The organism is Gordonia sp. 852002-10350_SCH5691597, from assembly GCF_001665715.1.
Taxonomy (GTDB): domain Bacteria; phylum Actinomycetota; class Actinomycetes; order Mycobacteriales; family Mycobacteriaceae; genus Gordonia; species Gordonia sputi.
Window position 1 is genome coordinate 1 of the sequence record NZ_LZMO01000306.1, and the last position, 24,821, is coordinate 24,821.

19 protein-coding genes, 2 pseudogenes and 1 riboswitch are annotated in these 24,821 nt (G+C 65.8%); of the genes and pseudogenes, 12 read left to right on the forward strand and 9 right to left on the reverse strand.

Annotation, left to right across the window (positions count from 1 at the left end; all coding sequences use genetic code 11):
• The 4 genes and pseudogenes from A5777_RS24475 to A5777_RS23420 all read left to right on the forward strand — a co-directional run.
• Positions 1–202: pseudogene (locus A5777_RS24475) on the forward strand (BlaI/MecI/CopY family transcriptional regulator); the annotation flags it as partial.
• Positions 203–301: 99 nt separating this feature from the next.
• The gene (locus A5777_RS23410) at positions 302–1,252 is read left to right on the forward strand and encodes a M56 family metallopeptidase (RefSeq protein ID WP_005206839.1); all 951 of its coding nucleotides are present in this window, start codon (positions 302–304) and stop codon (positions 1,250–1,252) included.
• Positions 1,253–1,356: 104 nt separating this feature from the next.
• Entirely contained in the window at positions 1,357–2,817 is a 1,461-nt protein-coding gene (gene gndA, locus A5777_RS23415; protein ID WP_064865202.1) for an NADP-dependent phosphogluconate dehydrogenase, read from the forward strand.
• 68 nt (positions 2,818–2,885) lie between these two features.
• Positions 2,886–3,518, forward strand: a complete 633-nt coding sequence (locus A5777_RS23420) for a PIG-L deacetylase family protein (protein ID WP_082933814.1) — start codon at positions 2,886–2,888, stop codon at positions 3,516–3,518.
• A gap of 259 nt (positions 3,519–3,777) precedes the next feature.
• Here A5777_RS23420 and A5777_RS23425 read toward each other — a convergent pair whose 3' ends face one another.
• A complete protein-coding gene (locus A5777_RS23425) occupies positions 3,778–4,821 on the reverse strand; it encodes a glycosyltransferase family 2 protein (protein WP_064865207.1) in 1,044 nt (347 codons plus the stop codon).
• A gap of 148 nt (positions 4,822–4,969) precedes the next feature.
• Between A5777_RS23425 and A5777_RS23430 the strand changes: the two genes are divergently transcribed.
• From A5777_RS23430 to A5777_RS23455, 6 genes are all read left to right on the forward strand, one after another.
• Positions 4,970–6,409 carry a GuaB1 family IMP dehydrogenase-related protein gene (locus tag A5777_RS23430; RefSeq protein ID WP_039856047.1) on the forward strand — a complete coding sequence of 480 codons (1,440 nt, stop codon included), beginning with the start codon at positions 4,970–4,972 and terminating at the stop codon, positions 6,407–6,409.
• Positions 6,410–6,559: 150 nt separating this feature from the next.
• Positions 6,560–7,966 carry a hemolysin family protein gene (locus tag A5777_RS23435; RefSeq protein ID WP_005206857.1) on the forward strand — a complete coding sequence of 469 codons (1,407 nt, stop codon included), beginning with the start codon at positions 6,560–6,562 and terminating at the stop codon, positions 7,964–7,966.
• Positions 7,959–9,035 carry a hemolysin family protein gene (locus A5777_RS23440; protein ID WP_005206858.1) on the forward strand — a complete coding sequence of 359 codons (1,077 nt, stop codon included), beginning with the start codon at positions 7,959–7,961 and terminating at the stop codon, positions 9,033–9,035. The genes A5777_RS23435 and A5777_RS23440 overlap by 8 nt, the downstream gene beginning before the upstream one ends.
• A complete protein-coding gene (locus tag A5777_RS23445) occupies positions 9,032–10,009 on the forward strand; it encodes a hypothetical protein (RefSeq protein ID WP_005206860.1) in 978 nt (325 codons plus the stop codon). Before A5777_RS23440 ends, A5777_RS23445 begins: the two co-directional genes overlap by 4 nt.
• Positions 10,010–10,150: 141 nt before the next feature.
• A complete protein-coding gene (locus tag A5777_RS23450) occupies positions 10,151–12,367 on the forward strand; it encodes a malate synthase G (RefSeq protein WP_005206862.1) in 2,217 nt (738 codons plus the stop codon).
• Positions 12,368–12,434: 67 nt separating this feature from the next.
• Positions 12,435–13,634, forward strand: coding sequence for a substrate-binding domain-containing protein (locus tag A5777_RS23455; protein ID WP_005206864.1), 1,200 nt, complete (start codon positions 12,435–12,437; stop codon positions 13,632–13,634).
• 10 nt (positions 13,635–13,644) lie between these two features.
• Here A5777_RS23455 and gcvP read toward each other — a convergent pair whose 3' ends face one another.
• The 8 genes from gcvP to secA2 form a co-directional block, all read right to left on the reverse strand.
• Positions 13,645–16,539 carry an aminomethyl-transferring glycine dehydrogenase gene (gene gcvP, locus A5777_RS23460; protein ID WP_064865210.1) on the reverse strand — a complete coding sequence of 965 codons (2,895 nt, stop codon included), beginning with the start codon at positions 16,537–16,539 and terminating at the stop codon, positions 13,645–13,647.
• Positions 16,540–16,706: 167 nt separating this feature from the next.
• Positions 16,707–16,798, reverse strand: a riboswitch (glycine riboswitch).
• Positions 16,799–16,824: 26 nt separating this feature from the next.
• Complete coding sequence (locus A5777_RS23465; RefSeq protein WP_005206866.1) at positions 16,825–17,505, reverse strand: MerR family transcriptional regulator; 681 nt, start codon at positions 17,503–17,505, stop codon at positions 16,825–16,827.
• A gap of 264 nt (positions 17,506–17,769) precedes the next feature.
• Positions 17,770–18,270, reverse strand: a complete 501-nt coding sequence (locus A5777_RS23470; RefSeq protein WP_005206867.1) for a bifunctional nuclease family protein — start codon at positions 18,268–18,270, stop codon at positions 17,770–17,772.
• A 117-nt stretch (positions 18,271–18,387) separates the two neighbouring features.
• Positions 18,388–19,074 (reverse strand): transcriptional regulator FtsR, encoded by a 687-nt coding sequence (gene ftsR, locus A5777_RS23475; protein ID WP_064865221.1) that lies wholly within the window; start codon positions 19,072–19,074, stop codon positions 18,388–18,390.
• Between the two features lie 43 nt (positions 19,075–19,117).
• The gene (garA, locus tag A5777_RS23480; RefSeq protein WP_005206869.1) at positions 19,118–19,567 is read right to left on the reverse strand and encodes a glycogen accumulation regulator GarA; all 450 of its coding nucleotides are present in this window, start codon (positions 19,565–19,567) and stop codon (positions 19,118–19,120) included.
• A 212-nt stretch (positions 19,568–19,779) separates the two neighbouring features.
• On the reverse strand, positions 19,780–20,184 hold the full coding sequence (gcvH, locus tag A5777_RS23485; protein WP_005206871.1) for a glycine cleavage system protein GcvH: 405 nt from the start codon (positions 20,182–20,184) through the stop codon (positions 19,780–19,782).
• A gap of 28 nt (positions 20,185–20,212) precedes the next feature.
• Complete coding sequence (locus tag A5777_RS23490; RefSeq protein ID WP_064865224.1) at positions 20,213–20,803, reverse strand: CDP-alcohol phosphatidyltransferase family protein; 591 nt, start codon at positions 20,801–20,803, stop codon at positions 20,213–20,215.
• Between the two features lie 31 nt (positions 20,804–20,834).
• Complete coding sequence (gene secA2, locus A5777_RS23495; protein WP_064865213.1) at positions 20,835–23,288, reverse strand: accessory Sec system translocase SecA2; 2,454 nt, start codon at positions 23,286–23,288, stop codon at positions 20,835–20,837.
• A gap of 131 nt (positions 23,289–23,419) precedes the next feature.
• Here secA2 and A5777_RS23500 point away from each other — a divergent pair, with 131 nt between their 5' ends.
• Both A5777_RS23500 and A5777_RS23505 read left to right on the forward strand, forming a co-directional pair.
• Positions 23,420–23,914 (forward strand): META domain-containing protein, encoded by a 495-nt coding sequence (locus A5777_RS23500; RefSeq protein WP_231894662.1) that lies wholly within the window; start codon positions 23,420–23,422, stop codon positions 23,912–23,914.
• 114 nt (positions 23,915–24,028) lie between these two features.
• Positions 24,029–24,763: pseudogene (locus A5777_RS23505) on the forward strand (malate dehydrogenase); the annotation flags it as partial.
• Between the last annotated feature and the right edge of the window lie 58 nt (positions 24,764–24,821).

The window sequence follows — 24,821 nt, forward strand, 5'->3', positions numbered from 1 at the left end:
CCACAAGTACGTTCCCACCCATCCACGCGAAGACCTCGTGGCGTCGTTGATGGTCGATGCGCTCAGCGAAGCGCACGCCCCCGGCTCTCGGCACGCGGCCCTCGTCAGCTTTGTCGGTCGAGTAGGCGCCGACGAAGCCGCCGCGCTGCGTCGTGCGCTCGATGAGCTCGAAGCAGCCCGCGGTACTCAAGAGACCAGCTAGATTCGCTTTAGTACCGTTGATTCACTCGCTTTCGTTCTATGTATTTACTTGCACGACTGATTCACCCTGCTATACAGCCCACCGCTAGGACAGCACTCGATGACCGCACTGCTCTTCGGCATCATGACGCTGGTTTTCGTCGGCCCTGCCCCTGAGGCGTTGTCGCGAGCCCAGTGGCCGATTCGTGCACCCCGGGCGGCCATGACGCTGTGGCAGGCCATCGCACTCGCTGCCGTGCTGTCTGCGTTCAGTTGCGGTCTGGCAATCGCGGCGAATCTGCTCTCCCCCGGCCCCGACGGCGCGCCGACGACCCATCCGCTGCGGGAGATCGAACGGGTCGGACTTCCTCTGTGGATCGCCTATGTGGGCGTCTTCGCGCTCACGCTGCTCATCGGCGCCCGCCTGATCTTCACGGTCGTTCGCGTCGGCGTACGCACCCGTGCTCGACGGGCGACGCATCGCCAACTCATCGACATCCTCGACCGATGCGACCGCTCCGATCAGTCGCATCCGCTGTTCGGTCGCGATATCCGCATGATCGACGTCGAGCAGCCACTCGCCTACTGCCTGCCCGGCATTCGGCAGCGCGTCGTGCTGAGCGAGGGCGTCGTGGCCAGGCTCTCGCGGGACGAACTCATCGCCGTCATCGCACACGAGCGTGCACACCTGCGCGCACGCCACGACCTCGTCCTCGAAGCGTTCATCGCGCTCCATGAAGCGTTTCCCCGCTTCGTACGTAGTTCCTCCGCGCTCGGTTCGGTCGAGCTTCTCGTCGAGGCCCTCGCCGACGACCAGGCGGTTCGAGCAACCGCACCGACGACACTCGGGCGCGCGCTTGTTGCATGCGCCGACGCCGTCGCACCACGCGGCGCGATGGCCGTCGGCGGGCCGACAACGCTGACCCGCGTCCATCGCCTCCGGCACGACCGCGCGCCGATCTGGCTGGTCACGGTGGCGTATTCGGGCGCGACCGCGATCCTGGTGGTGCCGACGCTGGCCGTCGCAATCCCCTGGCTGACCGAACTGAGCAGGCTCGTCGCGGCTCACTGATGCTCTCGTGCGCCGGGTCGGCGTGCGACACCGTCGACCGGTGTGGTTGCGACACTTCGGACACCACAGAACACAGGACGCCGCCTAGGCAATAGGCTGGTGACATGACCAACTCCGCCACACCGTCCGCGTCGTCGAAGGCCCAGATCGGAGTCACCGGCCTGGCAGTCATGGGCTCCAACATCGCCCGCAATTTCGCCCACCACGGCTACACCGTTGCACTCCACAATCGCTCCATCGCCAAGACCGATGCTCTCCTTGATGAGCACGGCAGCGAGGGCAACTTCATCCGCACCGAGACGATGCAGGAGTTCGTCGACGCGTTGGAGAAGCCACGTCGCGTGTTGATCATGGTCAAGGCGGGCGACCCCACCGATGCGGTCATCTCTGAGCTGGCCGACGTGATGGAGAAGGGCGACATCATCATTGATGGCGGCAACTCCCTCTACACCGACACGATCCGTCGCGAGGCCGCGATGGCCGAGCGCGGCCTGAACTTCATCGGCGCGGGCATCTCCGGCGGCGAGGAAGGCGCACTCAACGGTCCGTCGATCATGCCCGGCGGCCCCGCGGTGTCGTACGAATCGGTCGGTCCGATGCTCGAGAAGATCTCCGCACACGTCGACGGCGAACCCTGTTGCACCCACATCGGCCCCGACGGCAGCGGCCACTTCGTGAAGATGGTCCACAACGGCATCGAGTACGCCGACATGCAGCTCATCGGCGAGGCGTACGACCTGATGCGTCGCGGCCTCGGCATGGAACCCGCCGAGATCGCCGACGTCTTCGCCGAGTGGAACAAGGGCGAACTCGAGAGCTACCTGGTCGAGATCACCGCGCAGGTGCTGGCCCAGGTCGACGCCGAGACCGGAAAACCACTCGTCGACGTCATCGTCGACCAGGCGGGCCAGAAGGGCACCGGCCGGTGGACGGTGAAGGCCGCACTCGATCTCGGCATCCCGGTGACCGGGATCGCGGAGGCGGTGTTCGCCCGAGCGCTGTCGAGTGCTGCCGACCAGCGGTCCGCGGCAACGTCGCTGGCGTCGGGAACGCTCGCAGAGGCTCCGAAAGACAAAGAGCAGTTCGTCGAGTACATCCGCCGCGCGCTCTACGCCTCCAAGATGGTCGCCTACGCCCAGGGATTCGACAAGATCAGCGCGGGCAGCCAGGAGTACAACTGGAACGTCGACCGCGGCTCGCTCGCCACGATCTGGCGAGGCGGCTGCATCATCCGCGCGAAGTTCCTCAACCGTATTCGCGACGCGTACGCCGACAACGCCGACCTGCCGAGCCTGCTGCTCGCGCCCTACTTCACCGACGCCGTGGAGTCGTCCCTCGACAGTTGGCGACGAGTGGTGTCGGCGGCGACGCTGATGGGAGTGCCCGTACCGGCGTTCGCCTCATCGATCTCCTACTACGACGGATTGCGCAGCGACCGGCTGCCTGCCGCCCTGACGCAGGGCCTGCGCGACTACTTCGGCGCGCACACCTACAAGCGCGTCGACAAGCCCGGAACCTTCCACACGCTCTGGGGCCAGGATCGCACCGAGGTGAAGACCGACTGAACGTCGAGGGTGAAGACAGTCTGAACGCAGCGGGCGGAGAGCGACTCGACCCGGAGGATCTGTCGCGGGTGCTTATCCTCTCTCCGCACCTCGACGATGCGGTGTATTCGGCTGGTGCGGCGCTGTCGGCGATGGACGACGTCATCGTCGTGACGATGTTGGCCGGTCGGCCGGATCCGCCTCAGCACACGGAGTGGGATCGCTCGACCGGCTTCGCGTCGTCGACCGAAGCACTCGACGTCCGCCGAGCAGAGGACGAGAAGGCCGTCGCGACGATAGGTGGTCGCGCGGTGCACCTCGACTTCCTCGACCAGCAGTACGGTGGCGCCGACCTCGGGGCGCTGAGCGGCGCGGTATCCGAACTGGTGGAAACCCACCGACCGCAGATCGTCATCGGGCCGCTCGGTGTCAGGCATGCCGACCACCTGCTCGTACGCAACGCGGTTCTGGCGGCTCGGGTGCCGGTCCCCCTGTGGATGTACGCGGACCTGCCGTACTGCAACTACAGCCGCAGCGACGAGATGGCCAGCCGCGACGTGTTGCGTTGGCGCGGATGCGTGCTCGACGATGTGCAACCGGCTGCTGGTTCGATGGATCTCAAACGCGCGGCCGTCGAGTGCTACCCCACCCAGAACACGCAGTTCGGCATCGACAAAATTGTTGCGCCCGAACGTTTCTGGGCCGTCTCGCGTGATCTCTGACGGCGTCCGGGTGCGCAGCACCCGCGCCTGATCTCACGCGGCGACCTGCGGGAGGCGCAGGCGTCGGCCATGCGCTCCGTCACCCCAGGTCGGGCGATTTCGCGTAATGCTGGCCCGGGCGCGGTCCATCCTGCAGAGGTGCGTACACAACTGTGACGTCAGCGGGGCGCCGAGACAATTATTGTCGTGGCGCCGCGCTGACGACCGGATTGTGTACGTACCGCGGCCGTGCTCCCACGAGCGCGCGCGTTCACGGCGGTCAGCGAGTGCTCAGCACCCGCGCGTACGCCGACGGCGAGGCCGCCATGCCGACCGCGAACGCCGCGGAACGTAGCTGACCAGCGGCGACCAGCGGTACGACGTCGACGAGCGACGACCTCTGACGCGACTCCGCGATCAGGGACCGCACGACGTCGGGGTCACCGGTGCCGGCCTGCGCAGCGCGCATGGCCATGTGTGCGGCAGGTATGAGCACCTCTCGGTAGCGAAACGCGCGGGCGAGCGAGCGGTTCCGACTCGATCCCCAACGACTCGATCCCCAGAACGCGTCGCGCTCGCGAAGTTCCGGGGCAAGCCGGGCCACCTCGTCGCCCATCGCGAAGACCTCGGCGGTGTGCGTGCAAGTGACCTGCGACGTCGACTCGGGATGCTGTCGATACCAGAGCAGCGGCTCGTCGACCAGGGCGACGCGGTCGGCCCGCAGCGCGATGCGCAGCGTCGCGGCCATATCCTCATACGCCCTGCGCTCATCCCAGGGTGCGTCGCCGAGCACCGCGCGGCGGAACAATCGTGCCGGCGGATACGCCTTCACCCTGCCCCGCATGAGCATTCGGGCGAATTCGTGGCCGTCGACAAATCGCCGCCGCATTCGACGTTCGGCAACGCCGAGAGCAGCCCCAGCAGGATCGACGAACATCGTTCGGCAGGAAGCGAAGTCGGCATGTTCTCGGACCAGCGCGTCGAGCATGCGCGCGGTGAATGTGGGGTCGGCGAGGTCGTCGCTGTCGAAGAACCAGATCACGTCGCCGGTTGCTGCACGCACGCCGGCGTTGCGCGCATAGCCCGCGCCACGGTTGCGGTCGAGTTCGACAACGCGGTGGTCGACACCAGCCGACGTGAGGATGTACGTCGCCACCGCGATCGACCCGTCGTCGCCACGGTCGTCGACCAGGACGACTTCGTCGACTGGCCTGACTTGCCGCAGGATCGCGCGCAGAGACGGCTCGATGTACCGCGCACTCCGATACACGGGTATGACTACGGACAGGCGCGTCTGATCGGGCGTCGGCGCCACCTTGCCCACGTCACTCCTCGCCCTCAGTCACTTCACAGCGGTTTGCCAGCAAAGTTAGCCTAGCCTTCCCCGCAAGAAAAGACTCCGATCGCCCGACGCGCCGAACGGCAACAACCCGCGATCGCAGCCGAGTCATCGCCGGGTACAGTGTGTGTACGTGCGCTTTCTCTCGGGACACTCGCCCGCTTACGACCTCACCTACGACGATGTCTTCGTCGTTCCGTCACGCAGTGACGTGATCTCCCGCTTCGACGTCGACCTCGCCTCCTCCGACGGCTCCGGCACGACCATCCCCGTCGTCGTCGCGAACATGACCGCTGTCGCCGGAAAGCGGATGGCTGAAACCGTCGCCCGCCGGGGCGGATTGGTCGTGTTACCGCAGGACCTACCGATCCCGGCCGTGGAGTCGAGCATCGCGTTCGTCAAGTCGCGCGACCTCGTCGCCGACACCCCGGTCACGCTCGAACTCGACGATTCGGTCAGCGACGCGCTCGCACTGATCACCAAACGTGCGCACGGCATCGTCGTGGTCGTCGACCGTGACGGGCGGCCCGTTGGCACCGTCGACGAGGCGGCCTGTACCGACGTCGACCGCTTCACCCGACTCGGCGACGTCCTCGACCGCGGGTTCGTCTCAGTGGCTGCCGGAACAGACGTCCGGGAGGTCTTCGAGATCCTCGACGCCGCGCACCAGCACGCGGCGATCATGCTCGACGGCGACGGACGCCTCACCGGCGTGGTCACCCGGACTGGCGCACTGCGCAGCGGCATCTACCGCCCTGCCGTCGACGACGAGAACCGCCTCCGCATCGCGACAGCCGTCGGCATCAACGGCGACGTCGTCGGCAAGGCGAAGGCACTCGTGGCCGCCGGTTCCGACCTCCTGGTCATCGACACGGCACACGGCCACCAGGAGAAGATGCTCTCGGCGCTCGAAGCTGTCGCAACGGCCGACCTCGGCGTCCCGTTGGCCGCCGGAAACGTCGTGTCGGCCGCGGGCACACGCGACCTCATCAACGCCGGAGCCGACATCGTGAAGGTCGGCGTCGGGCCCGGCGCGATGTGCACGACGCGGATGATGACCGGCGTCGGACGGCCGCAGTTCTCCGCGGTCGCCGAATGTTCAACCACCGCAGCAGAACTCGGCAAGCACGTGTGGGCCGATGGAGGTGTCCGCCATCCTCGCGACGTCGCGCTTGCCATTGCCGCAGGCGCGTCGAACGTGATGATCGGGTCGTGGTTCGCGGGGACCTACGAGTCGCCCGGCGACCTCAAGCGCGACGCGTCGGGCGCGCTCTACAAGGAGAGCTTCGGGATGGCGTCCAAGCGCGCTGTCGCAGCACGCACCTCTGCCGACAGCGCTTTCGACCAGGCCCGCAAGGCTCTGTTCGAGGAGGGCATCTCCAGTTCACGGATCAAGCTCGACGCCGAGCGTCCGAGCGTCGAAGACCTCATCGACCACATCTGTTCGGGTGTGCGCAGCACGGCGACCTACACCGGCGCGCGATCACTCGGCGAGCTGCGCGAGCGCGTGGTTCTCGGAGTGCAGTCGCCCGCAGGCTTCGCCGAGGGCAAACCGCTACCGACAGGTTGGTGAGCCCTCGCCACCGACGCCGCACCTAGAATGGTCTGCGTTGCCCACGGAGTGCACCGACTCCGTGGCGCTGTCCCCAGCCACTCGGTGCGTCATGGAGGGATCGCCTGTGCCACAGGCACCGGACGCTCTACCTCGACACGAAGGTGACACGTGCAGGCGCTGATCATCGTCGCCAGCCTGATCGGCTTCATAGCGCTGACACTTGGTACCGCGATCTTCGTCGCAGCCGAGTTCTCCCTCACGGCGCTCGAACGGTCAGCTGTCGAATCCGAGGTCGCCACGCGCGGCGACCGTCGTTCACGCATTGTGCAACGCGCGCACAAGACGCTGTCGTTCCAGCTCTCGGGCGCACAGCTCGGTATCACGATCACGACGCTGATCACCGGCTATATCGCCGAGCCGGTGCTGGCACAGATCCTCGGTCCCGTATTCCGCGCGATGGGCGTGAGCGAATCGGTCGCGTCGGTCCTCTCACTCGTTTTCGCGCTGCTCATCGCGACGTCGCTGTCGATGGTGCTCGGCGAGCTGGTCCCCAAGAACATCGCCATCGCACGTCCGATGGCGGTGGCACGCGCCACCGCAGCCCCTCTCGCCTACTTTTCGCTGGCGTTCCGCTGGGTCATCCGGGGTCTCAACGGCGCCGCGAACTGGATCGTCCGTCGGATGGGTATCGAGCCCGCCGAGGAACTGCGGTCGGCGCGGTCACCGTCGGAGTTCGGTTCGCTCGTACGCAACTCGGCCAAACAGGGGTCGATCGACCCGGAGACCGCGATGCTCGTCGATCGGTCACTCAAGTTCGGTGAACTCACCGCAGAGGATCTGATGACGCCGCGCGTCACGGTCGAATACCTCGACCGCGACGATACGATTCGCGACCTCGTCATGGCGACGTCGCGGACCGGACATTCACGCTTCCCGATCGTCAACGACGGCGATCTCGACGACATGATCGGCGTCGTCCACATCAAGCAGGCGTTCACCGTCGCCCCGGAAGAACAACTCTCGACGTCCCTCTCGTCGATAGCGCGCTCGGTACCCACCGTCCCGACGACTCTCGACGGCGACGCGCTGATGGAGCAGATCCGTGCCGACGGCATGGAGGTCTGCGTCGTGATCGACGAGTACGGCGGCACTGCCGGCATCGTGACGACCGAGGACCTCATCGAAGAGATTCTCGGCGACGTCACCGACGAGCACGACGACGAGCGCGCCGACGTCCAGGTCGACGCCAACGGATACCTGCTCTCGGGACTGCTCCGCACCGACGAGGTCGCAGACGCCACCGGCTACCGCGCTCCCGATGGCCCGTATGACACGCTCGGCGGGCTTGTGATGAACGAACTCGGTCGCATCCCGGCAGCAGGCGATTCCGTCGACCTCCCGATGGTCGTGTCTCTGCGCGACGACGACGAAGACGAATCCGACGAGGAGTTCGACACCACCCCGTGGAATGCGACCGTCGTCGCGATGGACGGTCGACGCGTCGACGTCGTGCGACTGACACCCATCACATCCGACGACGCATCGAGCGACAGCCCGGGAGCTCACGATGAATGACGCATGGGCAATCGTTCTCACCGTGGTGTTGCTCGCGGGCAACGCATTTTTCGTCGGCGCTGAATTCTCCCTCATCTCGGCACGACGCGACCGACTGGAAGCGCTCGCCGAGAGCGGAAAATCGCGGGCACGCACCGTGATCCGCGCAAGCGAGCATCTCTCGCTCATGCTCGCGGGCGCGCAGTTGGGCATCACGATCTGTTCGATCCTGCTCGGTCGCGTCGGCGAACCGGCCGTCGCACACATCCTCGAGCTACCACTCGAGGTCGCACATGTCCCCGAGTCGCTGCTGCACCCCATCTCGTTCGCCGTGGCGCTCGGACTCGTTGCGGTGCTGCACATCCTGCTCGGCGAGATGGTGCCCAAGAACATCGCGCTCGCCGGTCCGGAACGCGCAGCCATGCTGCTCGTCCCTGTTCACCTCGGCTTCATCAAGATCGTCCGCCCGCTCATCGCGTTCTACAACTGGCTGGCGAACATCACGCTTCGCGCATTGCGCGTCGAGCCGAAGGACGAGCTCGATTCGACGGTCTCGCCCGTCGAACTCGCGCAGATGCTCGGCGAGTCCCGTGAGGAAGGCCTGATCGACGCGGAGGAACACGAGCGTCTGACCCGCGCACTGCGGTCGGTCGCCCGCACGGTGTCGGAGGTGATGATCCCGCTCGATCGGATGCGCAGCGTCGACGTCGAGGTCGATCCGGTGACCGGTGGCGTCGGCCCCACCCTCGGGTCGGTCGAGCGAGCCGTCAGCGACACCGGTTTCTCCCGGTTCCCGGTGCGCGGCCTCGACGGCACCTTCACCGGCTACCTCCACCTGAAGGACGTGCTCGACGACATCCTCGACGGCAACGTCGGCCAGGAGACGATCATCGGCGTCGACAAGATCCGTCCACTTCCGGTGATCGGCATCGACACCCCACTCGACGACGCGACGCGCGCCCTGCGCCGCACCAGCTCGCACCTCGGCGCGGTGGTCGACGACTCGGGACGCACCGTCGGCATCGTGGCGCTCGCCGACCTCGTGGAGGAGTTCGTCGGCACCGTCCGCGACGAGACGCACCGGGTGTGACCATGGCGCACGCGACTCCCAGCCCTGTCGAGCTCTCGAACCCTGTCCTCTCCCCCGACGTCTTATCCCCCGACGTCTTATCCCCTGCCGTCTTATCTCCCGACGTCTGGCAGGCGCGTCGCGCCGATCACGAGGCGCGCGTCGAAGAACTCGTCGGGCCCTACCTGCGGTCGAGGGCGCAGGGCGAAAAGCACCCCGTCCTCGACTTCTTGTTCACCTACTACTCGGCACGCCCCTCCCACATACGACGCTGGCACCCCGGCTACGGCGTCGTGCTGGCGGCACCGGGAACCACGGGCGACCGCGGCCAAGCGCGCGTCCTCGAAGAGCTGTCGACCCTTCGCGGCTACACCCGGACTCCCGGCGGGGGCGTGACGGTCGACCCGGCGTTCCTGACCGAACGGCGTGGTGCGCTGCTCGCCACCTGTGCACTGCTCGACGCCACCGCCTCCCGCCCCGCCCGCCTGGGATGCTTCGGTCTGCACGAGTGGGCGATGGTCTACCGCACCGACGCTCCCCGACATTCCGTCCCGCTGCGGCTCGGACCCGCGGCGACCGACGCCGTCGTCGAATCGATGCCGTTGCGGTGCACGCACTTCGACGCTTTCCGCTTCTTCACCGACGCGGCTCGTCCACGAAACGAGTCGACGTTGTCGCGGCAGACACAGATCGAGCACGAACAACCCGGCTGTCTGCACGCGACCATGGACCTGTACCGCGCATGCATCAACCTCGCGCCGCTGATTCCCGCGGAGCTGACACTCGCCGCGTTCGAGCTCGCACTCACCGCCCGCGAGCTCGACATGCGAGCGAGTCCCTACGACCTGCGAGACCTCGGCTACGCGCCGGTCGAGATCGAGACGCCCGCGGGGCGGGCCGAGTACGTCCGCGAGCAGTCGGCCATCGCCGATCGTGGCGCCGAGCTGCGGGGCACGCTGCGTTCTCACCTCGGCGTGCTGCTCGACGCCTGCTGACGACGCGATTTACCTCGCGGGTAACATGGAGCGCGTTCACGATCGCCCCTGTTGTCCCGATGAGGGCTGATGACGTGCGCGGATTCGACACCGAAGCCGCAACGCCACCGGCTTCCGGGCCACCGGAGAAGGAAGGCTCTTATGTCGGACCAGACCCCTGCCGTTGACTCCACCGCCCGCACGAATGTGGAGGGCCTTCAGGTCGCCACCGTCCTCTACGACTTCATCAACAACGAGGCGCTTCCGGGCTCGGGTGTCGACAAGGACACCTTCTGGAAGGGCGCCGCTGCCGTCATCAACGACCTCGCACCCCGCAACCGTGAACTGCTCGCGGTGCGTGACGACCTGCAGAGCAAGATCGACGCGTGGCACCGCGACCACAAGGGCGTCGACTTCTCCGACCCCGCGGTGTTCGGCGAGTACAAGCAGTTCCTCACCGAGGTCGGCTACCTCGCCGAGGTGCCCGCCGACTTCCAGATCGGCACCACAAACGTCGACCGCGAGATCTCCGAGACGGCCGGACCTCAGCTCGTCGTGCCGATCCTCAACGCGCGATTCGCACTGAACGCGTCCAACGCACGCTGGGGCTCGCTCTACGACGCCCTGTACGGCACCGACGTCATCAGCGACGAGGGCGGCGCCGAGAAGGGCAAGGGCTACAACAAGGTTCGCGGCGACAAGGTCATCGCGTACGCAAAGAGCTTCCTGGACAAGGCTGTTCCGCTCGAACAGTGCAGCTACACCGACGTCACCAAGATCGCCGTGGTCGACGGCGCGGTCCAGGTGACGCTCGCCGACGGCACGACGTCGACCCTCGCCGATCCCTCAGCGTTCGCGGGCTACACCGGCGACGCGGCGTCCCCCGCGTCGGTCCTGTTGCGCCACAACGGCTTGTACCTCGACATCGAGATCGACCCGTCGTCGCCGATCGGGCAGACCGATCCGGCAGGCATCAAGGACGTCGTGATGGAGTCGGCGATCACCACGATCATGGACTTCGAGGACTCGGTCGCCGCAGTCGACGCCGACGACAAGGTCCTCGGCTACCGCAACTGGCTCGGACTCAACAAGGGCGACCTGTCCGAAGAGGTCAGCAAGGGCGGCAAGACGTTCACCCGCGTGCTCAACCCCAACCGGACCTACACCGCGCCCGACGGCACGGGCTTCGACCTGCACGGTCGTTCGCTGCTGTTCGTGCGCAATGTCGGCCACCTCATGACCAACCCCGCTGTTCTCGACGCCGAGGGCAACGAGGTGCCCGAGGGCATCCTCGACGCTCTGGTCACCTCGCTCGCGGGCATTCACGGATTGAGCGAGGACGGTCTGCAGAACTCGCGCACGGGTTCGATCTACATCGTCAAGCCCAAGATGCACGGACCCGACGAGGCCGCGTTCACCGTTGAGTTGTTCGGTCGTGTGGAGAAGGTTCTCGGCCTGCCGGAGAACACCCTCAAGGTCGGCATCATGGACGAGGAGCGCCGCACCTCGGTGAACCTCAAGGCCTCGATCAAGGCCGCAGAAGACCGTGTGGTGTTCATCAACACCGGCTTCCTCGACCGCACCGGCGACGAGATCCACACCTCCATGGAGGCGGGTGCGATGATCCGCAAGGGCGAGATGAAGAAGGCCAAGTGGATGGTCACCTACGAGGACTCCAACGTCGACATCGGTCTGCACGCCGGTCTCCAGCACAAGGCGCAGATCGGTAAGGGCATGTGGGCCATGACCGACCTGATGGCCGACATGGTCGAGCAGAAGATCGCACAGCCCGAGGCCGGCGCGAGCACCGCGTGGGTGCCCTCACCCACCGGCGCGACACTGCACGCGATGCACTACCACCTCGTCGATGTGTTCGAGCGCCAGGACGAGATCGCCAAGCGCGACCCGGCATCGGTCGACGACATCCTGACCATTCCGCTGGCACCGAAGACCGACTGGTCCGACGCGGAGAAGAAGGAAGAACTCGACAACAACTGCCAGTCGATCCTGGGCTACGTGGTGCGCTGGATCGACCACGGCGTCGGCTGTTCCAAGGTTCCCGACATCCACGACGTCGCGCTCATGGAAGACCGCGCAACGCTGCGCATCTCCAGCCAGCTGCTCGCCAACTGGATTCATCACGGGATCGTCACCGCCGACGACGTCGTCGCTGCGCTCGAGCGGATGGCCCCGGTGGTCGATCGGCAAAACGCTGACGATCCGACCTATTCGCCGATGGCTCCGGATTTCGACACGAATATCGCATTCCAGGCCGCCAAGGAACTTATCCTCGAGGGAGCGAAGCAGCCGAGCGGCTACACCGAGCCGATCCTGCATCGCAAGCGCCGCGAGTACAAGGCTGCCGCGGCCAAGGCGTGAACACGCGTGAGGTCCCGGACGGACGCCCTTTCTGTCCGGGACCTCGCACGCGACAACGGAGGCGGTAGTGGCGCATCATCGGGTAACCGGTGGCGGAAGCGGAATCAGGCAGCGGGGGATCAGCCGCGGGCTGGTGTTCGTATTACTCGCTCTCGTGCTGATAGCCGCCGTGATCGTGGCATGGCAGCAACTCGGCGACCACCTCGACAAGCAGGCTGATTCTGCCGCTGCCTCGTGCATCGAGGGGCCCGCGACGGTCGACGTCGTAGCCGACGCCGACGTCGCTCCGGCACTGATCGCGATCGCTCGCGAGTTCGGTGCGAGCAAACCCGTCGTCCGCGACCACTGCATCACCGTCGCCGTGCGTGCGGGCGACGCGAAGACCACCCTGGACGGGCTGGCCGGAAATTGGGACGCCGCGTCGATGGGCGCGTTTCCCGCCGCGTGGATTCCGCAGTCGTCGGTATGGGCCGCAGAGTTGGCTCAGGCGAAACCGTCGGCACTCGAGGGCACACCGACGTCGTTGGTGACCTCACCGGTGGTTCTTGCGACGTCAGCAGAACTGGGCAGCAAGATCGACGGCAAGATCGACTGGGGCCAGGTCCCGACGCTGCAGCAACGCGACGACAGCCTCCGCGACTTCGACATCACGGGCTGGGGTTCGCTGCGCATGGCGATGCCGCTCGGCGCGCAGTCCGACGCGTCCTCGCTCGCCGCACAGGCGGTAGCCATGCGCGTCATGCGCACCACCGGGCCACTGACCAACGACGACGCCTCATCCGATCGCGTCGCGTCGAGCGTCGGTGCGATGCTCGACGGCGCGCCCCAATCACCCGACGGCAGCCCTGTCGGCGCGGCGACGGTCATGCGCGACGCGACCGACGCGAAAACCTCGCCCATCCACGCTGTTCCGATCACCGAGCAGCAGCTCTACAAACTCACCCGCGAGGATGCGACGGCCCGACTCGCCGAGATCGTGCCGAGCGGCCCGACACCCTTTGCCGATTTCCCGATCATCCGGCTCGCCGGTGATCAGGTCTCGCCCGTGTCGAGCGCCGCGATCGCCGACTTCTTCCGCTTCGCCCAGGACCAGAAGCACCTGTCGTTACTGACGTCGCAGGGATTCCGCGGCAACGCACCACTTCCGCCCGCGACCAAGACCGTCGGATTCCCGATCACCAAGGAGCCGATGCCGCAGCCCGAGAACTCGGCCATCGTGACGATCAACAAACTCGTCTACGGACGCGACTTCGGCCCCTCCGCCTGAACCAAGGCGGTCAGTCCGCGAACGCCTCGATCGGCGGGCACGAGCAGACGAGGTTGCGGTCTCCGTAGGTGCCGTCGATACGTCGCACCGCCGGGAAGACCTTGGCGCGCGCACCCGCGGACGGCAATCCCTGGGGATAAACCGCTTCTTCGCGTGAGTACGCGTGATCCCACTCGGCGACAAGGCATTCCGCGGTGTGCGGTGCTCCGCGCAGCGGGTTGTCGTCGACCGTCCAGGTGCCGTCGCCCACCTTGTCGATCTCGGCACGAATGGCGATCATCGCGTCGCAGAAGGCGTCGATCTCGTCGAGATTCTCACTCTCGGTCGGCTCGACCATCAGGGTGCCCGCCACCGGGAAGCTCATCGTCGGCGCATGGAACCCGTAGTCGGCCAATCGCTTTGCGACGTCGTCGACGGTCACGCCGGTTTCCTTCGTCAGCCCGCGGAGATCCAGGATGCACTCGTGCGCGACCCATCCACCGTCGCCGGTGTAGAGCACCGGGTAGTGATCACCGAGGCGTCGGGCGATGTAGTTTGCCGACGCAATCGCGGTCAGGGTGGCGCGACGCAGCCCCTCGGCGCCCATCATGGCGATGTAGGCGTAGGTGATCGGCAGGATCGACGCCGAGCCGTACGGCGCCGCCGAAATAGTTGCCGCACCCGGCAGTTCGTCGGCCAGGGGATGTCCGGGCAGGAACGGTGCCAGGTGTGAGCGCACCGCGATCGGCCCGACGCCCGGACCACCGCCACCGTGCGGAATGCAGAAGGTCTTGTGCAGATTCAGGTGACTGACATCGCCGCCGAACCGACCCGGCCGCGCAACACCCACCAGCGCGTTGAGGTTTGCGCCGTCGATGTAGACCTGACCGCCTGCATCGTGGACTGCCGCGCAGATGTCGCGGATGTCGTGCTCGAACACACCGTGGGTCGACGGGTAGGTGATCATGATCGCGGCCAGCGACTCGCCATGAGCGTCGATCTTGGCGCGCAGGTCATCAACGTCGACATCACCGTTCTCGCGGCATGCGACGACCACGACGCGCATGCCCGCCATCACCGCGGATGCCGCGTTGGTGCCGTGCGCGCTCGACGGGATCAAGCAGATGTCACGAGCGGCGTCGTCCCGGCTGAGGTGATACTGGCGAATCGCGAGCAGGCCGGCGAACTCACCCTGCGAACCTGCGTTCGGCTGAAGGCTCACGCTGTCGTAGCCGGTGATCGTCACCAGCCACTGTTCGAGGTTGGCGATCAGTTCTCGAATGCCTGCGCCGTCGCTGCCCGGCGCGAAGGGGTGCAGCCGGGTGAATTCGGGCCAGGTGATGGGTTCCATCTCGGTGGTGGCATTGAGCTTCATGGTGCATGACCCGAGTGGAATCATGCTGCGGTCGAGCGCGATGTCCTTGTCCGACAGGGCGCGAAGGTAGCGCAACATCGACGTCTCGGTGCGGTACCTGTTGAATGCCGGATGCGTCAGGAACTCGCTTGTCCGAGTCTCGATCGACTGCGCGAAGCCGCGGGGCATCACACCTGCCACCTCGAACACCTCCAGCACCCCGTCGATGTCTGCGGCCGAGGTGGTCTCGTCGCACGCGATCGACACCGTGTCGGCATCCACCCTGCGCAGGTTGATTCCGGCGCGGTGGGCATCGGCGACGATCGCGTCTGCACGACCGTCCACGCGGACCTGCACAGTGTCGAAGAAGGTCGCGTGTTCGACGCTGAATCCGGCAGCGCTCAGACTGTCGGCGAGCGTCACGGCATGTGCGTGTACCCGACGTGCGATGGCGCGCAAGCCTTCTGGTCCGTGGTACGCGGCATACATCGCGGCCACGATAGCCAGCAGCACCTGCGCGGTGCAGATGTTGCTTGTCGCCTTCTCGCGGCGGATGTGCTGCTCACGCGTCTGCAGCGCCAACCGGTAGGCGAGGTTGTCGTCGGCGTCCTTGGAGACACCGACGAGACGCCCGGGCAGCTGACGAGAAAGCTTGGCGCGCACCGACAAGTAACCTGCGTGCGGTCCACCGAAGCCCATCGGAACGCCGAATCGCTGGGTGGTCCCGAAACACACATCGGCACCCTGCTCTCCGGGCGGCGTGATGAGGGTCAGTGCGAGGAGATCAGCCCCGACCGTGACCAGTGCACCGGCCTCGTGCGCGGCGTCGATGATCGGCGCGACGTCGAGGATTCGACCCGACGCTCCCGGCGTCTGGAGGATGACACCGAAATAGTCGCCGTCGGGCAGCCCACATCCCGGCAGCCCCGGATTCAGCGTCGCCTCGACGACCTCGATACCGAGCGGCAGTGCGCGGGTGTCGATGACAGCCCTGGTCTGCGGGAAGAGATCGGAGTCGACGACGAGCCGATTCGACTTCGACTTTCCGGCGCGCCGCATAAGTGTCATGGCTTCGGCGGCGGCGGTGGCCTCGTCGAGCATCGACGCGTTCGCCACCTCCATGGCCGTGAGGTCGGAGACCATCGTCTGGAAGTTCAGCAGCGCCTCGAGCCTGCCCTGGCTGATCTCCGGCTGGTACGGCGTGTACGCGGTGTACCAGGCCGGATTCTCGACGACGTTGCGCAGGATGACGCCGGGCGTGATGGTGTCGTAGTAGCCGAGACCGATCATCGACCGGTTGACGGTGTTCTTCGATGCCAGCGCCGACAGACGCTCGAGCGCCTCCTGCTCGGTCAGCGGGGCGTCGAGTGCCGACAGCCCGTTGTCCGACGGATCGTCGAGGATCAGTGACGGCACGACCCGCCGAGCGAGGTCGTCGAGTGACTCGACGCCGAGGAGCGCGAGGATTCTGGCGGTCTCATCCGCGTCCGGCCCGACGTGGCGGTCGACGAAGGCAGCAGACGTGAACTCGGAGCCGCGGATCTCAGGGGTCGAGGCATCGACGGATGTCATGGGGTGGAACCTCTCGCGCGCACCGGTCGTACCGGCGGGTCGGCCCTCCCCCTCTGTCATGCCGCGGGGCGGCGCCTGAGAGATTCAGTCATCGTGTCAGCGATGACACGAGAACCTTTCACCGTGGGCGGGTAACGGCTTGGCCGTCACCACTTTCCAGAGACGCCGTCGACAGTACGGTCCGGGTGCCTGAGAGTTTGACGAGGAGGTGTTGCTCCTTCGGCGGCCATTCGAGATGACGCTCTCCCGTACTGCAGCGACGCGTTGTTCAGTCTACCCGTACGCTCATCCGGTTCGGCGAGTGCGGTTCTTGCGACGCGCTGCGAGTTCGTCTTCGGGGGCCGACTCGGTGACTCCACCGTCGGCTCGTTCGCCGGGGAAATCGGCGATGGCGCCGGTCAGCTCGCGCATGGCACCGTTGACCGCGATGCCGAACACGCCCTGTCCGCCCTGCAGGAGGTCGACGACCTCTTCGGCAGATGTGCACTCGTAGACGGTGGTGCCGTCGGAGAACAGGGTGATCCCGGCAAGATCTTCGACGCCGCGCTGGCGCAGGTGATCGACGGCGACGCGGATGTTCTGCAACGAGATACCGGTGTCGAGCAGACGCTTGACGATCTTGAGGACCAGGATGTCCTTGAAGGAATAGAGGCGCTGACTGCCCGAGCCCGCCGCACCGCGGATGGACGGCACGACGAGTGACGTGCGTGCCCAGTAGTCGAGTTGTCGGTAGGTGATTCCGGCGATCTGGCACGCGCTCGGCACCCGGTAGCCGACGAGTTCGTCGGGAACGGTGTCGTTGGGGAAGAGTCCCGGCGCAATGTCGTCGAGGCTGCCCTGGGTAGCCCTGCGACGCGGGGTCGGGTCGTCCGACGGGTGCTCGGCTTCCACGCCGACGCTGCCGTCGGTCGTCGTCTCGCTGTCTGACGGCTGACCATCTTCACCGTCGAACGGCATATCGCCCACTGCAGACTCCCTCGCCACGCTCGGATCGGACCGGTGCGGACCTGCAACCACGATACGCCGCCGAACCCGATCTGCTCTCCACCATCGGGTGTGTCCCCGACGATCACGTGCGTGACCGTATGTCGCGGCGATGCACCGAATCAATGCGACGCGCCCTAAGACTCAACCTCAACTTGAGATCGAGACAAACGGTGATCTCCGGGATATGGAACCGTGACGTGTCGCTGCAGCGCCGTACAGAAAGCTACGAAACCATCCGCCGAGTCAGGCTCCGCCGCTGGCCTTGAAGTCGTCGGGCGAAACGTTGTCGAGAAATTCGCGGAACTTCTCCACCTCGTCCTCTTTCGCCTCGGGACCGTCTTCGGATTCCTCGTCGGGAATCAACAGGCCCGCCTCGGCAAGGACTTCCTCGTCGGCGATGATCGGCACCTCGGCGCGCATCGCGACCGCGATCGAATCCGACGGACGCGCCGACACCCGCACATCGCCGGAGAAGACCATCTCGGCGTAGAAGGTGCCCTCCTGCATGTCGACGATGCGCACCTCGACGAGTGTCTGCCCGAACTCTTCGATGAGGTTCACGATCAGGTCATGGGTGAGCGGCCGGGGCGGCTCGATCCCTTTTTGGCGCAACGCGATCGACGCCGCCTCGCTCTGCCCGATCCAGATGGGCAGGTAGCGCTCGCCGTCTACTTCACGCAGAAGCAGAACCGGCTGACTCTGCGGCGGCTCGACTCGAATGCCCACCACACGCATCTCGCTCATCTCGCACCTCCCGAGCCGTCAATGATTGCCATCGACGCTACACCGACTGGACCCGCAGCGGCGTCGTGGCGAGATACACAGCACCGGCGCGCCGTGTCGCAATCGTCGAGAAGGACGTCAATCGAGCACGCCGCGCACGGCCTGCTTGACAAGTTGCGTGTGCAGGGTCACCGAGAGTGCGGCGATTTCGCGGATGAGTTCCTCGGCACGGTCACGGGCACCGGTGCCCTTGCCCTTCGCGATCGGGTTGGCGATCTGCGCGACGAGTCCTGCCTCACGATCCGCGGACACCTTGAACGCGCGCAGATGTCTGGTCTCCACGCCGTAGTTGGCGAGGGCCGCTGCGGCTTCGACGAGCCGTACCGCGTCCTCGTCGAAGAATCCTGCAGGTCCGGATGTCAGTAGACCGTTGCGCTGGAGTTCGGTCACGAACGCCGAATCGACTCCGGTTCGCTCGATGAGAGTCTCGCGGGAGACGCGACCACCACGCGCCGAGAAGTCGGTGGCCGGTGCGACGACGCTGCGCGCCGTCGACAGTGCAGGTGTGCCACCTGCGCCGAATCCCCCGTCGCCGTGGTCGATGGCGTCGAGTTGCTCTTTGATGACCTTGAGCGGCAGGTAGCGATCGCGCTGTGCCGTGAGCACGAAACGCAGGCGCTCACAGTCGGACTGACTGAATCGCCGGTAGCCCGACGGCGCGCGTTCGGGCGTGACAAGCCCTTCGGCTTCGAGGAAACGAATCTTTGAGATCGTCACATCGGGAAAGTCCTCGCGCAGCAGCGCGAGGACCGACCCGATGGACATCGATCCCCCGCCGCGCGCGTCCGCAGTCGAGGCCGGCACGGTGTCAGGCGCCGGAACCGTCGCGCGGACCACTCAGGAAGACCAACCGGAACTTTCCGATCTGGACCTCGTCACCATTGCTGAGAGCCGCGCTGTCGACGGGCTCGCGATTGACGTAGGTGCCGTTGAGGCTGCCGACGTCGACAACCTGGAACTCGTTGTCTCCCAACCGGAATTCGGCATGTCGACGGCTCACCGTGACGTCGTCGAGGAAGATGTCGCTGTCGGGGTGCCGCCCCGCCGATGTGGTCGGCTGGTCGAGCAGGAAGCGAGAACCGGCGTTCGGGCCACGCTTCACGACGAGCAATGCGGTACCGGGCGACAACCGCTCGACACCCGTGTCGGCCGGCTCGCTCGAGGTCGCCGCGCCCGCGTCGAGTTCATTGATGAACTCTTCGCGAAACACCGATGTGGTTTCCACCGGCGCCTCGTAGCCGTTGTCGTTATCGCTCACCGCTTCTCCTTCGTCCTCATCCGTTCGTCACCTTGAGTGCACTCACCGTCGGCGTCCGCGCTCACGCGCTGCGAGGTCTCGCACCAGGCCACCCGACGCCGCAGATGCGACGTCGATTTCCGTTGGCTAAACCGTACCGCCTGTGCCGAACGCAACCACGTGCGACTCGGCCACGACAACGACGATCATACTTTCCCATACCCCGGGAATGGTCAGCCTTCGATCACGGCCCGGTAGCCATCAGCATCGAGCATGTCGGCCAGTTGCGCGTCGAGGACCGATGCGTCGTCGAGGCTGATCTCGACGAGCCAACCGGAGTCGTAGGGCTCCGAGTTGACCAGGTCGGGCGACGAGTCGAGTTCGTCGTTGACCTTCGAGATCGTCCCGTTGAGCGGCCCGAAGATATCCGAGACGCTCTTGGTCGATTCGACCTCGGCAAACGACTCGCCCACCTCGACCTCACTGTCGATCTCCGGGAGCTGCACGAACACGACGTCGCCGAGCTGTCCCTGCGCGTAGTCGGTGATCCCCACTCGGACCGTGGTCGGACCGACCTTGCGCACCCACTCGTGTTCGGGGGTGTAGCTCAGTTCAGCCGGCACATTGGTATCGGTCACGTCGACCCCTTTCTAGTCCACCGAGACTTTAGGCCATGTCCCTGCCGGTCGGCACGCCAGCACGCGGCATCTTCGTTACCACTGCAATCGTCTGCGCCCAGTACAGCAGGAATGACCACACGTACAGCGCGACGCCCCAGATCAGGAACGCCCAACCGATCGGATAACAGATCGTGCCGATCACCGAATCCAATTGTCCCGCAAGCAACCACGGGAACGCACTCATCAACGCGAATGTCGCTGCCTTGCCGATGTAGAGCACCGGTAAAGCCAGCAGTCCCCGACTGCGCAGCAGCGGACCGGACGCGAACAGCAGCACGTCACGCGCCACGATGATGCCGATGATCCACCACGGGATGATCCCCCTGATCGCAAAGGCGACCGGAATGATCACGATGTAGAGCCGGTCGGCCAGCGGATCGAGCAGTTCACCGAGCCGCGACGACTGATTGAGCAGGCGAGCCAGCTTGCCGTCGGCCCAGTCGGTGAAGCCCGACAACATGAGTACCCAGAACGCCCAGGCATCGGCCTCGACGTCGAGCAACAGCCACAGGAACACCGGGATGAGCGCCAGACGCAGCACGCTCAGCACGTTCGGAACCGTGACAATCCGCGACATCGAGCCCACGGACTCGGGGTGGTCGTCCACGTCAGCGGAAGATGCCGATGACGCCCTGCAGGGTCTTGGCCCCGCCCGACGCGAACAGGTTGTCGTGGACCATGTAGGTCCACGTGGTCGTCGATCGGTGGAGGTCGGCGGAACCGAGGTCGACGCCGTCGGCGGTGATCGCAACGTCACGGAACGTTGTACGCGCATTCTCGACGGCCTCGTTCGGCAGTTCGCCGAACTCGGCGAGGATCAGCCGATGGAACTCGTCGAGCGGGCTCTCCTTGCCGATCGCCCTCAGGTGGATGCTTGCGCGCACATCCGAGACGAAGGCGAGGTGATCGGCCCAGGCGCGGTCGAGGTGGTAGAGCATGATCTCGCGGGCCGCCTGGACGAGAACATCGCGGTCGACCGGCTCGACGGGTGTCGCGGGGGTGGATTCAGCCTCGTCGGTCGTGTCGGCCACCGCGTCGTCCGGGTCCTTGTCAGCCGCCGACTCTTCCGCCGCCGCCTTGTCGGGCTTGCCTGCCTTGTCTGCCGTGTCTTCGCGGTCTGCCGACGGGCTCGCGGTCCCGGTCAGTTCGGCGTAGCGCTCCGGCTCGAGTTCGGCGAGCTCCTCGAGGGCGGTGTCCGTCGTGAGCAGCTTCATCCGACGTGCGACGACGATCTCACGCTGCTGATTGACCAGCTTGTTGTAGCGCCAGGTGTTGGCGTGGAGTTCGAGCATCACGCCCTCGGCGACACGCTGAGCCTGCTCGATCAGGTCGATACCCTTCTGTCCCATCGATCCGTCGGGTTCCGACGAGACCGGGTCCCGCTTGAACGCCAGGTTCTTGGTGACGACCGGATCCTCGAGACTGCTGAAGAACACCGCAGAACCCGGGTCTCCCTGACGGCCTGCACGGCCGCGGAGCTGATTGTCGAGCCGTTCGGTGTCGTGACGGCCGGTTCCCACCACACACAGGCCGCCGAGTTCGACGACCTCCTCACGTGCCGCCGGATCGTCGTCGGAACCGCCGAGCCTGATGTCGGTGCCTCGGCCTGCCATCTGGGTCGACACGGTGACCGCGCCCTTCACACCCGCCTCCGCGATGATCTTCGCCTCCTCGACGTCGTTCTTCGCGTTGAGGACGACGCTCGGGACACCTGCTTTCTCGAGGAAGTAGGCCAGCTCCTCCGATTCGGCGACGTCGTGGGTTCCGATCAGCACCGGTTGCCCGGTCTCGTGGATCTCCTTGACGTAGTTGACCACCGCTTCGACCTTGTTGGCCTTCGTGTCGTACACACGATCGGGAAGGTCGGTACGGATGTTGGCGGTGTTCGGCGGGATCTGCGAGACGCGCAATTCGTAGAACTGGCGCAACTGCTCGCCTGCGGCGAGCGCTGTACCGGTCATGCCGCACACTCGCGGGTAGCGGCCGATGAGCGCCTGCACGGTGAGCGTGTCGATGACCTCGCCCGAATCCGTCTGTGCGAGTCCTTCTTTGATCTCGACCGCGGCCTGCACGCCGTCGGGCCACCGCTGCAACTGCGCGACGCGACCACGCGAGGCGTTGATGAGATGGACACCGCCGTCGCGAACGATGTAGTGGACGTCGCGCTCGAGCAGGTAGTGCGCGTGCATCGCGATGTTCACGTGGACGAGCGTGGTGCCGACGTGTTCTTCGTCGTAGAGGTTGATGCTGCCGAGTTCCTCTTCGACGAAGGCAGCGCCCTCGTCGGTGAGAGTCACGTTCCGGCCTTCGGCGTCGATGTCGTAGTGCTTGTTCTTCAACCGCCCGACGACCTCGTGGATCGCCTGATCGGGAACCTCGGCCTCGGTCGAGCCTGCGAGCACCAGCGGAATGAGCGCCTCGTCGACCAGCACGGAGTCGGCCTCGTCGATGATTGCGACGTCGGGCGTCGGCGAGACCAGATCATCCTCTGACTGTGCGAGCTGGTCGCGCAGCACGTCGAACCCGATCTCGTTGACCGATCCGTAGGTGATGTCGCCCGCGTAGGCCCGCTTGCGTTCTTCGCGAGTCGAGTTCTCCGACACCGCGCCTGCGACGATTCCGAACGAATCGAACAGCGGTTTCATCCACTCCGCGTCACGAGTGGCCAGGTAGTCGTTGACCGAGATGACGTGCACCTGATGGCCGTCGAGGACATAGCCGACGGCAGCGATCGCGCCGGCGAGGGTCTTGCCCTCACCCGTACCCATCTCGATGACGTCGCCCTCGAGCAGACGTAGCGCGCCCTGGAGCTGGACGTCGAACGGCCTCAGGCCCAGTGTGCGATCGGCAGCCTCCCGAGCCAACGCGAGAAACTTGGCTCGGTCCTTCTCGTCGGCACTGATCTCGAGTTTCTCGGCCTCTTCACGAAAGTGCTCGGTGTCCAAGCCCGCGGCCCAGTCGGTGTAGTTGTCAGCCTCTTTGATCAACCCGACCGACTTGGACTGGTTACGTGAGGACTGGGCTCCCAGCAACCGCCACATGCTGTTCGTCAGCTTTCCCACCGAACGATTCTCCTACCTCGTCGTTTCATCCGAACTCCGACGTCACGGCCCGGATCGACAACCACGGTACGCGGCCACGCGGCCGCGAATTACGACGCATCCAACAGACGCTTTCGACTACCGTGAATCACGTGAGCATCCGACGCCGGGGTTCGACGTGTCAGTACCGACCAGCACCGTCTCGTTCACCGGTGGGACTGCTCGTCGCGTCGTTGGTCGCTGCATGTGTCCTCATCCTCGCCGCCTGTGGTGGGAGCACGGACTCGGCATCACGAGAGGTCGACCCTGGCGTGCTGGTCGGCAAGAACTACTCGTCGACCTCGGTGACCGGTACACCGATTCCCGGCGGCGGGCCGATGCAGGTCTCGTTCCCCGAAACCGGGCGAATCTCGGCAACGGCAGGCTGCAATCGCCACAACGGTGCGCTGACCTTCGTCGACAACACGTTCCGAACCGACAAGCTCGCCACCACGATGATGGCGTGTCCCCCGCCGCGTGCCGGCGCAGACAAGTGGTTGACCGATTTCCTCTCCGATTCGGTCACCTGGGATCTGCAGGGAAACACGTTGACCCTCACCCACGGCGACACGAAAGTCGTTCTGACCGAGGGTTCTCCACAGACCTGACGTATTCCCGCCGACCTGACACCTCCCCACAGACCTGACCGGCCCCACAGACCTGACCGACGCCGCCTCGGGTACACATCGACACGTCACCTACAACGAGACAGGAAATCGAAGATGACAGACACCACCCCTGTGGTCGTCACCGTGACCGGCGCCGCCGGAAGCATCGGGTACGCAGCAGTGTTCCGCATCGCCGCGGGCGACATGCTCGGACCCGACCGCCCGATCAAGCTCCGGCTACTCGAACTCCCCCAGGCGATCTCCGCGGCACACGGCACGGCCATGGAGTTGCAGGACGGAGCATTTCCGCTGCTGACCTCCGTCGACATCTTCGACGACGCGCGTGCGGCCTTCGACGGCACCGACTTCGGGCTCCTCGTCGGCGCGAAGCCGCGCTCCAAAGGTATGGAACGTGCGGATCTGCTGTCGGCGAACTCGGCCATCTTCGCCGAGCAGGGTGCTGTCATCAACGACGTCGCGGCCGACGACATCCGCGTCATCGTTGTCGGCAATCCGGCGAACACCAATGCGGCGGTCGCGGCGGCGAGCGCCCCCGACGTGCCCGCCGAGCGATTCACCGCACTGACACGACTCGACCACAACAGGGCCATCGCGCAACTCGCGGCACACACCGGAGCCCCCGTGCGCGACATCAGCAGGGTGAGCATCTGGGGCAATCACTCGGCGACGCAATACCCCGACATCTTCCACGCGCGCGTCGGAGATCGCAGTGGAGCCGACGTCGCCGCGGACGACGCGCCCCGCGCCTCGATGATGGCGGTGCCTCGCGCGGCGACCGTCGGAATGAAGTCGTCGACGAGCCAGTCGGTGTCCGCGGCGACGTCGGCTCCACTGCGATCTCCGACGCGCGCGTGGAAGATGTCGGGGTATTGCGTCGCCGAGTGAA

Coding starts and splice junctions, on each gene's coding strand:
- gndA (WP_064865202.1), top strand. CDS start 1,357: ATGACCAACTCCGCCACACCGTCCGCGTCGTCGAAGGCCCAGATCGGA.
- A5777_RS23440 (WP_005206858.1), top strand. CDS start 7,959: ATGAATGACGCATGGGCAATCGTTCTCACCGTGGTGTTGCTCGCGGGC.
- A5777_RS23470 (WP_005206867.1), bottom strand. CDS start 18,270: ATGAGCGAGATGCGTGTGGTGGGCATTCGAGTCGAGCCGCCGCAGAGT.
- A5777_RS23490 (WP_064865224.1), bottom strand. CDS start 20,803: ATGTCGCGGATTGTCACGGTTCCGAACGTGCTGAGCGTGCTGCGTCTG.
- gcvP (WP_064865210.1), bottom strand. CDS start 16,539: ATGACATCCGTCGATGCCTCGACCCCTGAGATCCGCGGCTCCGAGTTC.
- A5777_RS23410 (WP_005206839.1), top strand. CDS start 302: ATGACCGCACTGCTCTTCGGCATCATGACGCTGGTTTTCGTCGGCCCT.
- ftsR (WP_064865221.1), bottom strand. CDS start 19,074: ATGTCCATCGGGTCGGTCCTCGCGCTGCTGCGCGAGGACTTTCCCGAT.
- A5777_RS23450 (WP_005206862.1), top strand. CDS start 10,151: ATGTCGGACCAGACCCCTGCCGTTGACTCCACCGCCCGCACGAATGTG.